General features: G+C 62.3%; 14 protein-coding genes. 10 read left to right on the top strand and 4 right to left on the bottom strand.

The genetic code is table 11. From position 1 onward, the window contains the following. Positions 1 to 58 precede the first annotated feature (58 nt). The 5 genes from thrC (at position 59) to QQ658_RS03885 (ending at position 4,163) form a co-directional block, all read left to right on the top strand. Positions 59 to 1,504, top strand: coding sequence for a threonine synthase (thrC, locus tag QQ658_RS03865; protein ID WP_286026355.1), 1,446 nt, complete (start codon positions 59 to 61; stop codon positions 1,502 to 1,504). A 186-nt stretch (positions 1,505 to 1,690) separates the two neighbouring features. Next, on the top strand, positions 1,691 to 2,539 hold the full coding sequence (lipB, locus tag QQ658_RS03870) for a lipoyl(octanoyl) transferase LipB (RefSeq protein ID WP_286026356.1): 849 nt from the start codon (positions 1,691 to 1,693) through the stop codon (positions 2,537 to 2,539). Positions 2,540 to 2,554: 15 nt separating this feature from the next. Beyond that, on the top strand, positions 2,555 to 3,559 hold the full coding sequence (lipA, locus tag QQ658_RS03875; RefSeq protein ID WP_286026357.1) for a lipoyl synthase: 1,005 nt from the start codon (positions 2,555 to 2,557) through the stop codon (positions 3,557 to 3,559). Between the two features lie 80 nt (positions 3,560 to 3,639). Beyond that, on the top strand, positions 3,640 to 3,912 hold the full coding sequence (locus QQ658_RS03880; protein ID WP_286026358.1) for a type II toxin-antitoxin system Phd/YefM family antitoxin: 273 nt from the start codon (positions 3,640 to 3,642) through the stop codon (positions 3,910 to 3,912). Next, a complete protein-coding gene (locus QQ658_RS03885) occupies positions 3,909 to 4,163 on the top strand; it encodes a Txe/YoeB family addiction module toxin (protein ID WP_286026359.1) in 255 nt (84 codons plus the stop codon). The genes QQ658_RS03880 and QQ658_RS03885 overlap by 4 nt, the downstream gene beginning before the upstream one ends. A gap of 133 nt (positions 4,164 to 4,296) precedes the next feature. Here QQ658_RS03885 and valS read toward each other — a convergent pair whose 3' ends face one another. The 3 genes from valS to QQ658_RS03900 all read right to left on the bottom strand — a co-directional run bounded on the left by valS (position 4,297) and on the right by QQ658_RS03900 (position 8,500). Further along, the gene (gene valS / locus QQ658_RS03890; RefSeq protein ID WP_502928930.1) at positions 4,297 to 6,876 is read right to left on the bottom strand and encodes a valine--tRNA ligase; all 2,580 of its coding nucleotides are present in this window, start codon (positions 6,874 to 6,876) and stop codon (positions 4,297 to 4,299) included. Between the two features lie 122 nt (positions 6,877 to 6,998). Continuing rightward, entirely contained in the window at positions 6,999 to 7,859 is an 861-nt protein-coding gene (locus tag QQ658_RS03895) for a DsbA family protein (RefSeq protein ID WP_286026360.1), read from the bottom strand. Next, positions 7,856 to 8,500, bottom strand: a complete 645-nt coding sequence (locus QQ658_RS03900; protein WP_286026361.1) for a DoxX family protein — start codon at positions 8,498 to 8,500, stop codon at positions 7,856 to 7,858. Before QQ658_RS03900 ends, QQ658_RS03895 begins: the two co-directional genes overlap by 4 nt. Before the next feature lie 100 nt (positions 8,501 to 8,600). On the opposite strand from QQ658_RS03900, the gene QQ658_RS03905 reads away from it, so the two are divergent. After that, a complete protein-coding gene (locus tag QQ658_RS03905; protein ID WP_286026362.1) occupies positions 8,601 to 9,962 on the top strand; it encodes a bifunctional folylpolyglutamate synthase/dihydrofolate synthase in 1,362 nt (453 codons plus the stop codon). Positions 9,963 to 10,488: 526 nt separating this feature from the next. Here QQ658_RS03905 and QQ658_RS03910 read toward each other — a convergent pair. Continuing rightward, positions 10,489 to 11,361 carry a hypothetical protein gene (locus tag QQ658_RS03910; protein WP_286026363.1) on the bottom strand — a complete coding sequence of 291 codons (873 nt, stop codon included), beginning with the start codon at positions 11,359 to 11,361 and terminating at the stop codon, positions 10,489 to 10,491. Positions 11,362 to 11,611: 250 nt separating this feature from the next. Between QQ658_RS03910 and QQ658_RS03915 the strand changes: the two genes are divergently transcribed. The 4 genes from QQ658_RS03915 to QQ658_RS03930 all read left to right on the top strand — a co-directional run bounded on the left by QQ658_RS03915 (position 11,612) and on the right by QQ658_RS03930 (position 14,003). Further along, on the top strand, positions 11,612 to 11,746 hold the full coding sequence (locus QQ658_RS03915) for a hypothetical protein (RefSeq protein ID WP_286026364.1): 135 nt from the start codon (positions 11,612 to 11,614) through the stop codon (positions 11,744 to 11,746). A gap of 179 nt (positions 11,747 to 11,925) precedes the next feature. Continuing rightward, positions 11,926 to 12,294, top strand: a complete 369-nt coding sequence (locus QQ658_RS03920; RefSeq protein ID WP_286026365.1) for a hypothetical protein — start codon at positions 11,926 to 11,928, stop codon at positions 12,292 to 12,294. Between the two features lie 102 nt (positions 12,295 to 12,396). Beyond that, complete coding sequence (gene ndk, locus QQ658_RS03925) at positions 12,397 to 12,816, top strand: nucleoside-diphosphate kinase (protein ID WP_286026366.1); 420 nt, start codon at positions 12,397 to 12,399, stop codon at positions 12,814 to 12,816. Next, a complete protein-coding gene (locus QQ658_RS03930) occupies positions 12,816 to 14,003 on the top strand; it encodes a CPBP family intramembrane glutamic endopeptidase (protein WP_286026367.1) in 1,188 nt (395 codons plus the stop codon). Before ndk ends, QQ658_RS03930 begins: the two co-directional genes overlap by 1 nt. Positions 14,004 to 14,138 lie beyond the last annotated feature (135 nt).

Raw genomic sequence — 14,138 nt, forward strand, 5'->3', positions numbered from 1 at the left:
GGCGTCCGAGGCAGAGATCAGCTACCTTGCGTGGGTTCGTGGCCTATAGGCTGGAGGTGTGAGATACATCTCGACACGCGGACTTCCGGGGGCGGCCGGCGCCGGCTTCAGCGACATCTTGCTTGAGGGACTGGCTGCTGACGGCGGTCTCTATCTTCCTGCCGAGTACCCGCAGGTGGACGCTGGAATACTCGCTTCCTGGCGTCACGTCCTGGCGACGCAAGGCTATGCGGCGCTGGCTCACCGGGTATTGAGCCTTTTCGTGGACGACATCCCCAGCGATGATCTGCTCGGCATCTGTCAGCGTGCCTATACCCCGGAAAAGTTCGGATCGTCCAGCATCGTGCCGGTGGAGCGTGTCGGCAATGGGCCGTTGTGGATCGGACATCTGTCCAACGGGCCTACCGCCGCTTTCAAAGACATGGCCATGCAGCTTCTCGGTGAGCTGTTCGGCTATGAACTCGGACGCCGAGACGGCTACCTCACCATCCTCGGAGCCACAAGTGGAGACACCGGGTCGTCCGCCGAATACGCGATGCGCGGCAGGGATCGGCTGGCCGTCTACATGCTGACGCCCGCCGGCCGGATGACGCCCTTCCAGCAGGCCCAGATGTTCGGGCTGCAAGACGAGAACATTCACAACATCGCCCTCGACGGGGTCTTCGACGACTGCCAAGACGTCGTCAAGGCCGTCAATCACGACGCCGAGTTCAAGGCGAATTATCACATTGGTGCGGTTAACTCGATCAACTGGGCACGGCTGGTGGCCCAGGTCGTCTACTACGTGGCGATCTGGCTGCGGGTGACGACTTCGAATGACCAGCGGATCAGCTTCGCGGTGCCGACCGGTAACTTCGGTGACATCTGTGCAGGGCATGTTGCCCGCGAGATGGGGTTGCCCATCGACACGTTGATTCTGGCCACCAACGAGAACAACGTGCTGCACGAGTTCTTCACCACCGGGGTGTATCGCGTCCGGGCATCTGCCGAGGTGGCAGCCACATCGAGCCCGTCCATGGACATCTCGAAGGCGTCCAATTTCGAGCGATTCGTCTTCGATCTGCTGGGACGCGACGGCGAGCGCACCGCTGATCTGTTCGGACGCCAGCTTTCCGAGAACGGCTATTTCGATCTGTCAGGCACCCCTGAATTTGCGTCGATCCCGGAACGCTATGGCTTCGTCAGCGGGTCATCAACTCACGCCGACCGGCTGCAGACCATTCGCGGGCTGTACTTCGACAACGGGGTACTCGTCGATCCGCATACGGCCGACGGCGTGCACATCGCCCATGAGTGGATCGGAAAGGCCCAGGCGCCGATCGTGGTGCTGGAGACGGCGCTGCCGGTGAAGTTCGCCGAGACGATCAAGGAAGCCACCGAACTTGACCTTGAGATTCCGCCGCGTTTCGCCGAGGTGATGGACGCCCCGCGCCGGGTGGCCGACCTGCCGAACGATGCAGGGAAGGTCAAGGAGTACATCGCGCAAACCAACAAGCTGGGGTAGCCGACAACTACCGATCAGAATCGGCGCCGCGGACTTGGTTCATCCATGTTTCGCCCGCCCCGTATCAGATCGCGCGCCAGCTATCTCGGGCCCGGGCCCTGATTCGGGTCGCGGCTGCGGGTCCAGTAACGGCGAGGACCCGAGGACTCCGCCCAAGGCGGACAAAGAGAGCCTGATTGGGCGCAGGTGACTAGGGTTGGGGGCATGGCCCTTCACTTCGAGCGCGCTGGATTCGATCCGAATTTCGTCGACTACCGGGCCGGTCTCGATTTGCAGCAACAGGTGCATGACGAAGTGCTCGCCGGGACCCGTGGCAACACGGTGCTGCTGCTCGAACACGATCCGGTTTACACCGCCGGACGCAGGGCCGACCCCAGCGAGTACCCCTATGACGGCACACCTGTCGTCCCGATCGGGCGTGGTGGAAAAATCACCTACCACGGCCCGGGCATGCTGATCGGTTACCCGATCGTCCGGCTCACCCCGCCGATTCAGCCGGTCAAAATGGTCAGGATGCTGGAGCAGATCATCATCGCCGTTGTCGCCGACTTTGGTGTTAAGGCGGCCACCGTCGAGGGACGCTCCGGCGCGTGGGTGCTCGCCGATGACCGTGGGCCGGATCGCAAGCTCGCAGCCATCGGTATGCAGGTGTCACGCAAGGTGACTATGCACGGCTTCGCTCTGAACTGCTCGAATGATCTGCGTCCGTTCGGCAAGATCATCCCCTGCGGTATCACGGACGCCGGAGTCACCTCGATCAGCCAGGAGACCAGGCGCGAGGTCAAGCCCGCAGACGTGGTGGAACGGATGGAGATCGAACTCGCCACACTCGAGTCCGATGGCCTCATCGAGATCTTCGAACCCGAGCAGCCGGCTGCGCCACTCGACTTCTCGCCCTTGTACGGCAAACGCGCCGATGCGTCGACCGGAGCTTGGCCCGAGCAGTCGGCGACCCGAGCGGAGGAACCCGAATTCGTCACCCCCGCGCCTCTCGATCTTGCGGCCCTTCGCGGGCTGACCCACGCGTCCAACTGATAGGAGAAACCACCCGTGACCACCGACACCCGACGGCTGCTGCGCATCGAGGTTCGCAACGCGGAGACACCTATCGAGGACAAACCCGCGTGGATGAAGAACACCGCGCACATGGGCGAGAACTTCGCCAACATGAAGAAGCTGGCCCGCGGCAAAGGCCTGCATACCGTCTGCGAAGAGGCGGGTTGCCCGAACGTCTACGAATGCTGGCAAGACCGTGAGGCTACCTTCTTGATCGGCGGCGACACCTGTACCAGGCGCTGTGATTTCTGCGACATCGCCACCGGACGCCCGGCCATCATGGACGTCCTGGAGCCGCGTAAGGTCGCCGAATCGGTGCGCGATCTGGGGCTACGGTATGCCACGGTCACCTCGGTCGCCCGCGATGATCTGGCCGATGGTGGGGCCTGGCTGAACGCCGAGACCGTGCGTGCCATTCACACCCTGAATCCGTCGACCGGTGTCGAGATTCTGGTGCCTGATTTCAAAGGCGACCCTGCTGCCATTCAGCAGGTCATCGACGCCGAGCCCGAGGTGTTCGCGCACAACCTGGAGACGGTTCCCCGGATCATCTCGAAAATCCGTCCCGCCTTCAGCTACGAGGGCTCGCTGAATGTGCTGACCCAGGCCAAAGAGAACGGCATGATCGTCAAGTCGAATCTGATCTTGGGCATGGGGGAGACCGACGACGAGATCTACGAGGCGATGTGCGATCTCTATGATGCGGGCTGCGACATTTTGACCCTGACGCAATACCTGCGTCCGGCGCCCACCTTCCATCCGGTGGACCGCTGGGTCAAGCCCCAGCAGTTCGTAGAGTTCGCGAAGCAGGCCAATGAGATCGGATTCCTCGGTGTGATGGCGGGCCCGATGGTCCGCTCGTCCTATCGCGCCGGCAGGCTGTGGGCCCGTGCCATGCAGAAGGCCGGACGCGAAATTCCGGCCCATCTCGCCCACATCGCAGACTCCGGTACCGCGCTGCAAGAGGCGTCCTCGCTGCTGGCCCGTCAGAGCAACTGAGTCTCAGGCGACTCGCCGCCTAGGTATCATTCGGCACTCTGGTACAGTAAGTTGTACAGCTCAGTGAATGGGGGTCGGTCATGGTCACAGCAGTCACGTACAGCAACTTCCGCAAGAGTCTCAAGACCTTCATGAGGCAGGTGAACGAGGACGCGGACATGCTCCTCGTTACCAATACCGACCCGGTCGACAACGTGGTTGTCATGAGCGCGGCAGACTACGACTCCCTCATGGAGACGGTACGGATCTACCAAAACCCCTATCTGCAAGACAAGGTTCTCCGCGGGTTGGAGAGCGTCCGCCATGGGCATACCACCGCTCATGAACTCATTGATGTGGACGACCCTTCGTGAACCTCTCATGGACCGAAGACGCCTGGAACGACTACCTGTATTGGCAAGAACAGGACAAGAAGACCCTGCGACGTATCAACAAGTTGATTTCCGACACGATGCGTCACCCATCGGAAGGAATTGGCAAGCCTGAGCCGTTGAAGTGGGAGATGCAAGGGGCCTGGTCAAGACGAATCGACACGGCGAATCGGCTCATCTACGTGGTCCTGGACGACACAGTGTGCATCCTTTCCGCCAAGGACCACTACTGATTCGAGGCCGCGGAGACCGTCAAGGGGACGGGTATGGCCCGGATCGCTTCGCCTAGCTGACATGTCCACAGAAAACAGTTGTGCCCCGGCCTTGGTGACCGGGGCACAACTATTTCGATGATCCTCGCGCGGGCTACTCGCTCGGGGCGGCCAAGGTGACCTCGACCTCGATCTGGTCTGCTCCGGGGACGAACTCCAGGTCCCCGGTGATGCGTCCGACCGCCCGCAGATCTCGCGCGATGGTCTCTAGGCGGGCAAGGGATTCGGCGGGGCCGGAGACCACTGCCCGGTCGACCGCGGTGCGCATCTTCACCTGCGCCCGGGACTTGGCGCCACGGATCGCGATCAGCACCTCGGCGACGTCGTCCAGCAACGCCGGGTCACCGCCGGTCGGCAGTTCATCTACCGTGGGCCAAGAAGCCTGGTGCACCGAACCCGGCTGCCACCAGCTCCACACCTCTTCGGTCACGAACGGCATGAACGGCGCGAACAGCCGCAGCTGTACGTTCAGCGCGAGCTGCAGGGCAGCGGCTGCCGAAGCAGCAGCCGCGTCGTCCGAATACGAACGCTCCTTGACCAGCTCCAGGTAGTCGTCGCAGAAGGTCCAGAAGAACTTCTCGGCGGCCTCCAACGCATCGGTGTACTGAAAGTCCTCGAACGCCGCGGTCGCCTTGGCGACGACATCGGCGAGGGCGGCCAGCATCGCCAGGTCGTCCGGCTCGCAGATGGATGCGGGATCGGCGGCCGAATGTTTCTCCAGCACGAACTTGGACGCATTGAGGATCTTCATCGCGAGCCTGCGTCCGACCTTCATCTGGGTTTCGTCGAACGGCGAATCCATGCCCGGACGAGCCATGGCAGCACGCCAGCGCACCGCGTCCGCACCGAACTTGTCGAGGATCTGGGTCGGGACGACCACATTGCCCTTCGACTTGCTCATCTTTTTACGGTCGGGATCGACCACGAAACCGGACACCGCCGCGCGCTCCCAGGGCAGCTTGTGCTCCTCCAGGTGACTGCGGACGATCCGGCTGAACAGCCAGGTACGGATGATGTCGTGCGCCTCGGGGGCCAGATCCATCGGGAAGGTGAGCTTCCACAACTCGGGGTCGCGCTGCCAGCCGCAGGCGATCTGCGGGGTCAGCGAGCTGGTCGCCCAGGTATCCATCACATCGGGGTCGGCGATGAAACCGCCCGGCACACCGCGCCGCGATTCCTCGAAACCGGGAGCAGGTTGCGAAGCCGGATCAACGGGCAAATCAGCCTCGTCCGCGGTGATCGGATGCGCGTAGTCGGGCTCGCCATCGGCGTCGAGCGTGTACCAGACCGGGAAGGGCACGCCGAAGAATCGCTGCCGGCTGATCAGCCAGTCGCCGTTCAGGCCGCCCACCCAGTTGGAGTAGCGGAACCGCATGTAGTCCGGCGTCCACTTCAGCTCGTCGCCGCGCTCCAGCAGCTCTTCGCGCAGCTTCTGGTCGCGTCCGCCGTTGGAGATGTACCACTGGCGGGTCGAGACGATCTCGAGAGGCTTCTCGCCCTTCTCGTAGAAGTTCGTCATGCGCTTGGTCGGCTCGGGCTCGCCGACCAGCTCGCCGTTCTCGCGCAGCATTTCGACGGTCTGCTCACGGGCCGAGAAGGTGGTCTTTCCGGCGATCCGCTCGTAGGCGTCCTTGTTGGCGATCCAATCGGGAACCTCGCGGACGATGCGTCCGTCACGTCCGATGATGGTGCGGGTCGGCAGCTGCAGCTCACGCCACCAGGTGACGTCGGTGAGGTCGCCGAAGGTACAGCACATCGCGATACCCGACCCCTTGTCGGGTTCGGCGTCCGGATGGGCGAGCACCGGCACCTCGACGCCGAACACCGGCGTGGTCACGGTGCTGCCGAACAGCGGCTGGTAGCGTTCGTCGTCCGGATGCGCGATCAGCGCGCAGCAGGCGGCCAGCAGTTCGGGACGGGTGGTCTCGATCAGCACCTCGCCGCCATCAGGGCGATGGAAATTCAGCCCGTGATAGAAGCCGGGATACTCGCGGGCCTCCAACTCGGCTTGGGCGACTGCGGTCTGGAAAGTGACGTCCCACAAGGTCGGGGCATGCGAAAGATAGGCCTCGCCGCGCGCGAAGTTGTGCAGGAAGGCGCGCTGGGCGACCGACTGCGCCTCCTCGGAGATCGTCGAATACAGCGTGTCCCAGTCGACCGACAGTCCGATGTGGCGCCAGAGATCTTCGAAGACCTTCTCGTCAACCGAGGTCAGTTCGAGGCACAGCTCGACGAAGTTGCGGCGGCTGATGGCTACCGGGCGCTTGGCGTCCGGCTTGGCCGGCGGGGTGAAGTCGGGATCGTAGGGCAGCGGCGGCTCGCAACGTACCCCGTAATAGTTCTGGACGCGCCGCTCGGTGGGCAGCCCGTTATCGTCCCAGCCCATCGGGTAGAAGACCTGCTTGCCGCACATGCGCTGGTAGCGGGCCACCAGGTCGGTGTGGGTGTAGCTGAAGATATGGCCGACGTGCAAGGAGCCCGACACGGTGGGCGGGGGGGTGTCGATCGAGTACACCTGTGCCCGGGTTTCGGGACGCTTGAATGCGTAGGTGCCGTCGTCGCGCCAGCGCTTCGCCCAGCGGTCTTCCAGGCCTTCCAGTACCGGACGCTCCGGTACCTGCCAACCAGCTGGTGTTGGGGCGGCAGGTTGCATCTGGTCAGGCACAGTAGTCATGATCTTTATCTTAGTGAGCGGAGCCTGACGGTGAGAATTCGGCGGTTGCCACTTGCGGTGGAGACAAAAGCAATGCGGGACGAGTCGAGTGACTCGTCCCGCATTGCTAGCGTGACGGGCTACTAGCCGGCGGCGCGCTCAAGGCCCTGCCGGACGGCATCCGTGCTGCCGATCTCATCGTTGCCGGGCTGCCACTGGTTTCCGTTGACCTCCACATAGGGGGTGGCGGTCACGTAGGACGGCAGCGCGTCCTGCATCGCTTTGACGAAATCAGCGGTGGCCTGCTCGGAGTAGCAGGTCTGGAACTCGGTCAGCGCGTCACCCTCAAGCCCCACGAGCTTCGGGTAGTCCTCACTGAGCTGCTTGTCGGTCCAGCCGTCACCCTCCGTGGCGGGCTGACCGGCGAAAACGGTGTGCGAGTAGGCGGGGAATACGTCTTGCAGCGCAGCACAGGTCGCACCGATGGCGGCGCGGTACGAGTGGTCGCCGGGGAAGCTGCCATCCAGCCCATGCAAAACGTGGTAGGTCAGCTGGATTTCGCCATTGTCGGCGAGCGTCTCGAGGTCAGGCTCCACCAGCTCCGACAACTGGCCGCAACCCGGGCACTGGTAGTCCATGTAGACATCGACGACCAGATCAGCCGAGTTCTGATCCGAGCCGTTGTAGATCAAGCCGGAATTATCGGCGTTGGCCTGGGCCGGAACCTGCTGCGCCACAGTCGAGCTGGGAGACGAGCCGGTGCCGGGCTCGTCGTCCTTGCGGTTCTGAACCGCGACGACGATCACGACCACGATGATGACCACGGCGAGCACCGCGGCCGCGGCAGTGATGATGCGCTGGGTGCGCTTGCGCTTGGCCTCGGCCAGCTGTTGCGCCCTCAACTGCTCACGGCGGGAGGCGCTGGCTGCCCGGGGAGTCGTCCCTTTTCCGGACGCAGACTTGCCCGACGAATCCTTGGGCTTGTTTTGCTTACTCTTGCTCATCTGGTCGCTTTCTCATCGGTGGCGGGCAGAAAAACTCGTGGATCGTCCGCGGGGCCGGAACCGCTGGGCTCGGCGTCCATCATGGCATCGACCTCGTCGTCTTCGCCGAGATCGGAATAGTCGATGTCCCCCTCGAGCGGCGCCAGCAGCCAGGTGTCGAGCGCGAGCGCGGATGCCGGACGCAGCCACAACCAGACGCCGCAGACGATGAAACCGAGATCGCGCAGAATGTCTTGCACATACTTGGTCTCGGCACCTTCGGGTAGCTCACCGCCGATCGAGAAGCATCCGCAGTCGATCTGCAGACCGTGCGACCAGGCCCAGACGATGCCGAAGATGAACACAGCCATCGCAACAGTGCCGAGCACAGCGGCAACCCTGGTGAACAGGCCGATGATCAACAGCGCGCCGACGGCCATCTCGACGAAGGGCTGCGCGTAGCCGATCACCGTGACCGCCCAGTCGGGCATCGGGATCTGATAGAGCGCGACCTGGGTGACGTTCTGGTCGAGTCGTCCGACCTTCAAGGCGCCCGCGACGAACAGGCCGATGCCGAGAATCAGCCTTGCGGCCAGGCCAGCCCAGTCTCGCCAATCGCGACTCGTTTGCCGCCCAGCTACTCGTCCTGTCAAAGCACCCACGCGCTCCATCTTAGCTAGCGAGCACAGACACCCATCGGCCCACAGTCTGCACACCGTGGGACCGCCGTCGTATTCGTCCGGCGCCCTAAACTTGCGAGTTATGAGTTCCTTAGCGCAGCCATCGATTCATGCCGGCCATGATGAGCTGGTTGATTGGCTGATCGGCCGCTGGCCCGAAAGCCACCCCCAACCGTCCCTCGAACGCATCCAGGCGCTGTGTGATCTGCTCGGCGATCCGCAGAGGGCCTGCCCGGTGATTCAGATCACCGGCACCAACGGCAAGGGCTCCACCGCGATCATGATCGAGGGGCTGCTTCGCGCGATGGGGCTGCGCACCGGCAGATTCTCCAGCCCGCACCTCGAAGACGTCACCGAACGCATCGCGATCGACGGCGAGCCGATCAGCGCGGAACGCTTCGACGAGATCTGGTATCAGATCGCACCCATGGTGCAGATGGTGGACGACCGGCTGATCGGCGGCGTCCCGTTGACCTTCTTCGAGGTCATCACCGGCATGGCCTACGCGGCATTCGCGGACGCCCCGGTCGACGTGGCGATCATGGAGGTCGGCATGGGCGGACGCTGGGATGCCACCAGCGTTGCGGACGCACAGGTCGCGGTGGTGGCGCCGATCTCGCTCGACCACACCCACCTGCTCGGCAACACCATCGCCCAGATTGCGGGCGAGAAGTCGGGCATCATCAAGCACGGCTCTGTCGCGGTTCTCGCCGATCAGGTGACTGAAGCGGCGGCAGTGCTGATGAAGCGCTGCTTCGAGGTCGGTGTGCCGGCCAAGTGGGAGGGAACCGATTTCGGACTGGTCGATCGGCAGTTGGCGGTCGGAGGTCAGGTGATCCGAATCGAGACGGCCGACGGGCCGATGGGCGACATCTTTCTTCCCCTGCACGGCGAGTACATGGCCCGAAATGCCGCACTGGCGGTGGCGGCGGCCGAGGCATTCCGCGGGTCAGCGTTGAGCGGTGAGGTGATTTCCGAAGGACTGGGGATTGTCAAGGCTCCGGCTCGGCTGGAGGCCGTCGGCTCCGACCCGCTCGTGGTGCTCGACACCGCGCACAACACCGATGCCGTCGCGGCCACTCTGGCGGGCATGCGCGAGGCGTTCACCGCCCAGCCGCTCATCGGCGTGGTCGCGATGATGCGCGACAAGCCGGTGCCTGAAGTGATGGGGCTGCTCGCCCAAGAACTGGACACCATCGTGGTGACAACCATGCCCGGCAACCAGCGAGCCATGCCGGTGGCCGAAATTCAAGAACTGGCCGAGGAGACATTCGAGCCAGGTCAGGTGCGTGCCGCCGCGACACCCGCGCTGGCGATCGATCTCGCCAGAGGGCTGGCCGAGCAAGGTGGCGACGAAGCGGCAGTACTCGTCATCGGATCGGTGTATCTGGCCGGCGAGATCCGCGAGATACTCGAGAAGCTGCAGGAAGAACTCGGCTTGTGAGTTCAGGCGTGCGTGAGATTTATGGCTACCATGACGTGCTGCCTGAATCGGCTCAGTTAAGCGGGCACAAACTGGTGGCTGGGTCGCGACGTATCGTTGCGACCCAGCCACCTGACTGGTCCTCCGACCTATAGGGGTCAGAAAGCTTGAGTCGAAGTACATTTCCTAGATGCTTGCAGGGCCAGGCGTATGCGGAATCTCATGGCGCATTCGGGTCAACTTGTGTCGGCGTTAGGCTCACATGTTTTTTTCGAGCCCGCCGTTCCGTCGCCTCTGCGTTAGCGGTCTGATCACACAGCTTGCGCCGAGAAGAACGGCGCAAGCTATGCCGACGGCCGGCTTCCACTGAGCATCCTGGGCAGTTGCAAGGATCCCTGACACACACACCGCGCCTATGAACACTGCCCACACTAGAGGATTTTTGTAATTCAAGGGGTCGGGTGCCGTGATCACAATGATGCAAAGCGCGATGGTGAAACCTACGACGAATATAGGAAAGTACGAAGCCATGCGAGGCCGCCTCTCGTTAACAGTTCCGGATCCAGGGCGTCCAAGTCAGGGCGGGGACGGCGCCGACGACATTGACCGAGACACACTGACCATTGCCGCGTGCAATGCTGGCGGTTCCTACGAGAGCGGCGCAAGCAATTGTTGCGGCGCCAGTTCCTATCGCTCCGATACCGGTCAACACAAGCCCGGCGACCAGGCCTGTGCAATAGGCATTGCCATTAGCAATGGTATTGGTCTCGCCCCAGGTGAAGTCGACGCTCCAACCCCACCAGTGTTGATTCACACTCGGATCGGCAACAACAGGGTAGACAGTTGAATCGGTGACCGCGGTGGTTTGCACTAGAGTATCACCCTGGATTTGGTACTCAGTCGTCAACGCCTTACCGTCGCCATCCCTGGCCCACGGAGCGTCAATCATCGCGACTGGCTCCCCCTCCGGCGATTCCCGAACTAGTACCGAGCCATCCTGTGCAGGTTCCAAGAACTTGCCAGTGAATTGGTAAGACTGAGTTGTCGAGGATTCTTCTGAGCTCATGACAGCTAGGATCTGGGTTGTTGAGTCCGACAGATCTCGAATAATGTAGTCAACTGTCTCTCCGGCGACCGCCTGCACTCCGTCGCCTAGTCCGATATTGGTAGTGAGTTGATCGCTCAGGACAACTGGAGTATCCAGAAATTGGATGCTGCTGTTGACCGGGTCCACCAGAGTTGGTTCGACAGTGTCGGTTGTAGTCACCTGGGGATCGACCCGAGATACGACCTCGGCAGCGGTCTCAAGTTGAGCCGTGACCTCATCTGGCTCGGCACTTGCAGGGGCTACACCATAACAGACCATAGACAATGCGATGCCCGACGCGATCAGCATGGACTTAGAGGTGTTTTTTAGCATTGTTGTATCCTTCAACTTTGAGGGTGACATCGATTTTTCTTCGATGTTGATTCGACGCTAACATTTTCAAAACGGTTTTTGTATGGGTTGATGAGAATCGGTGTGGCCCATCAGAACGGTCGCCGACGTTGTCGTGTTAGGTATATCGCGCGGACGATCGCTCGCGATGCGCGCTCTTTTGGTTACTTGCCCGTCAGGATCTCTTTGGCGCAGATCTGACGTCCACCCAGTTGACGCAAACCTCAGCCCCTTGGCCATCGATTTCGCCAGGGGGCTTGCCGAGCAAGGTGGCGACGAAGCAGCAGTACTGGTCATCGGCTCGGTGTATCTGGCCGGCGAGATCCGCGAGATACTCGAGAAGCTGCAGGAAGAACTCGGGTTCTGACCACCGCAGACCAACGATCGCTGTTTCCGGGCCACACTCCAAGCGAGATCGCGCGGCGGTCAAAATGAGTCTCTGCGAGATCCATCGGTGCGAATCGTGACTGCGCCATTATGCTGTTGGCAACGGGCGTTGCTTGGCGGTGACCGTCCGGACGAACAAATGGAAGGGGGCACAAGATCATGCCGAGCGATGACGCGGCTTCCACTGCCATGGCAAGACTTGCTGCGCTCGACCGCGAAGGTCGCGAGGGCGTGCTTCGCGCTGTGAACGCAGGGAAGGAAGTGGAGAATCCGGCCTTGGCTGCACTGGCTGTGGACTACGCGATTCTTCAACAGCGTGTGAGCGGACCACGAATGCTGCGGCAACGGTGGTACTGGCTTGGTGCGGTGGCCGGGGTCGTACTCGTTTACGTCGGCTTCGGTTGGTTGTGGGCAATAGTTGCCCTGGCTGTGTTCCTCGTGGCGCCTTACGTGGCAAGCGGCAGAGTTCGAAGCGCACGTCTTTCCGAGGAGAAGAACAGGGCCTTGCTTCAATCGCAAGGTGAGTAGCACCGCCATCGGTTGGTGTTGTGCCAGATATCCTCACCGGCTGAGCTGTCAAGACTTCATTGCATTGAAGGCGTGCGATAGGGCTCCTTGTAGTGTTCAATTATGAGCGCAGTCGAACGTACCTTGGTGCTGGTCAAGCCCGATGGAGTTTTCCGCGGGTTGGTCGGGCAGATCATTTCCCGTTATGAGGCCAAAGGATTGGCAATCGTCGCGCTCGAATTGCGGCAGGCTGATGCCGAGTTGGCAGCGCAGCACTATGCGGAGCATGTCGGGCGCGACTACTACCCGGCACTCGCCGAGTTCATCACCTCCGGCCCTCTGGTAGCGATGGTCCTGGAGGGAGAGCGGGCCATCCAAGCTGTCCGATCGCTGAACGGTGCCACCGACTCGGCCGTGGCCACCCCGGGTACGATCCGCGGCGACTTCTCGCTCTTCAAGAACCGGAACCTCGTCCATGCTTCGGACGCTCCGGAATCCGCCGCCCGCGAGATCGCGCTCTGGTTCCCGGGATTGGACGCTTGATGAGCATCAACTACCCACGGGCGTTCCAACCCACGTTGCCAACCAAACCGACGAGTTATCCGTTCTTCTGGCGGGCACCCAACTGGCGCTGGTGGCGTCCGGTCGTCGCGGTGGTGGTCGGCGGCATCGGGATGCTTGTCACTTCGTTGATCTTCAGTGCCATCGGTATCGCTGCCGATGTCGCCCGAGGAGCCCTGAATCCTGACGACCTGATGAGCTTCGACGGTACCCAGATGACCGCAGGGCTGTTCTTGGCGAACAACGCGGCGCTGGCAGCCTTGATTCTTGTCGCCTTCTTCATCTCGGCGGCGATCTTCAAACAGCGCCCCGGCTTCATGGCGAGCGTGACCGGACGCATCCGCTGGGGTTGGCTGGGCCGCTGCGCCATCGTCATCGTGCCGATCTGGTTGCTCTATATCGGTTATGACTGGGTTGCGATGGCCATCGACGGCAGCATCCATGAACTCACGGTCAACGGGGACACCTGGCTACTGATCGTCGGAATCCTGATCACCACGCCGCTGCAATCTGCCGGCGAGGAATACGCCTTCCGTGGCGTGGTCAATCGTGCCGCGGCAAGCTTCTTCGGTAATCAGAAGCTCGGATTGGCGATCGGGCTCATCGTCTCGTCCACACTGTTCATGTTCGCCCACATGGCGGAAGACCCCTGGCTCAATGCCTACTACTTTTTCTTCGGAGCGGCGTCCTGCGTTCTTGTTTGGCGCACCGGCGGACTCGAAGCGAGCATCGTCATGCACGTGGTCAACAACGTACTGAGCGAATCGACCATGCCGTTCACCGACATCAGCGACATGTTCGATCGCTCGGCCGGCGCTGCCGGCCCCGAGGTGCTGATCGGCATAGGCGTCATCACGCTCGCCACGGTGTTGATCTGCTGGTGGGCCAAGAAGCGCGGCATAGAACGGGTCGCGGCACCCGCCGAATCGATGGCAGATCCGGTCATCGCGTTCGGCAACCAGGCCGGGCAGCCGGCCAGCTTCGCTCAGCCGTCCGCTGCCTGGCCGGCCGGATCACCGCAGGCGCCGTACCCTCCCGAAACCGGTCCAGGTGCCATGACTCAGCCCCCGGCACCCGCTGAGAGCGCCCCTCCAGAGTGGACGCCCGGGCAGAGCACGCCGGCTCAACCGCAGAACCCGCTGGTCAATCCGCGTCCCTGGGAGCGCTGATTTTCGCGGGCGGACGCAGGCTTGAAGTGAACTCCGCCGTGTCGTAGAGAGCGTCTCTTTCAGCTTTGGGTTGGGTTGCCGGAAAGTGAGCTTATCTTTCGCGCTAACGGCGGCAACCCCGACCGTCTGTGCAAC

This window comes from Propionimicrobium sp. PCR01-08-3 (assembly GCF_030286045.1).
Lineage (GTDB): Bacteria > Actinomycetota > Actinomycetes > Propionibacteriales > Propionibacteriaceae > Brooklawnia.

Excerpts from the sequence above, each read along its gene's own strand:
- ndk (WP_286026366.1), top strand. The coding sequence starts at position 12,397 with ATGAGCGCAGTCGAACGTACCTTGGTGCTGGTCAAGCCCGATGGAGTT.
- QQ658_RS03880 (WP_286026358.1), top strand. The coding sequence starts at position 3,640 with ATGGTCACAGCAGTCACGTACAGCAACTTCCGCAAGAGTCTCAAGACC.
- QQ658_RS03895 (WP_286026360.1), bottom strand. The coding sequence starts at position 7,859 with ATGAGCAAGAGTAAGCAAAACAAGCCCAAGGATTCGTCGGGCAAGTCT.
- QQ658_RS03910 (WP_286026363.1), bottom strand. The coding sequence starts at position 11,361 with ATGCTAAAAAACACCTCTAAGTCCATGCTGATCGCGTCGGGCATCGCA.
- valS (WP_502928930.1), bottom strand. The coding sequence starts at position 6,876 with ATGACTACTGTGCCTGACCAGATGCAACCTGCCGCCCCAACACCAGCT.
- QQ658_RS03905 (WP_286026362.1), top strand. The coding sequence starts at position 8,601 with ATGAGTTCCTTAGCGCAGCCATCGATTCATGCCGGCCATGATGAGCTG.
- QQ658_RS03930 (WP_286026367.1), top strand. The coding sequence starts at position 12,816 with ATGAGCATCAACTACCCACGGGCGTTCCAACCCACGTTGCCAACCAAA.
- QQ658_RS03920 (WP_286026365.1), top strand. The coding sequence starts at position 11,926 with ATGCCGAGCGATGACGCGGCTTCCACTGCCATGGCAAGACTTGCTGCG.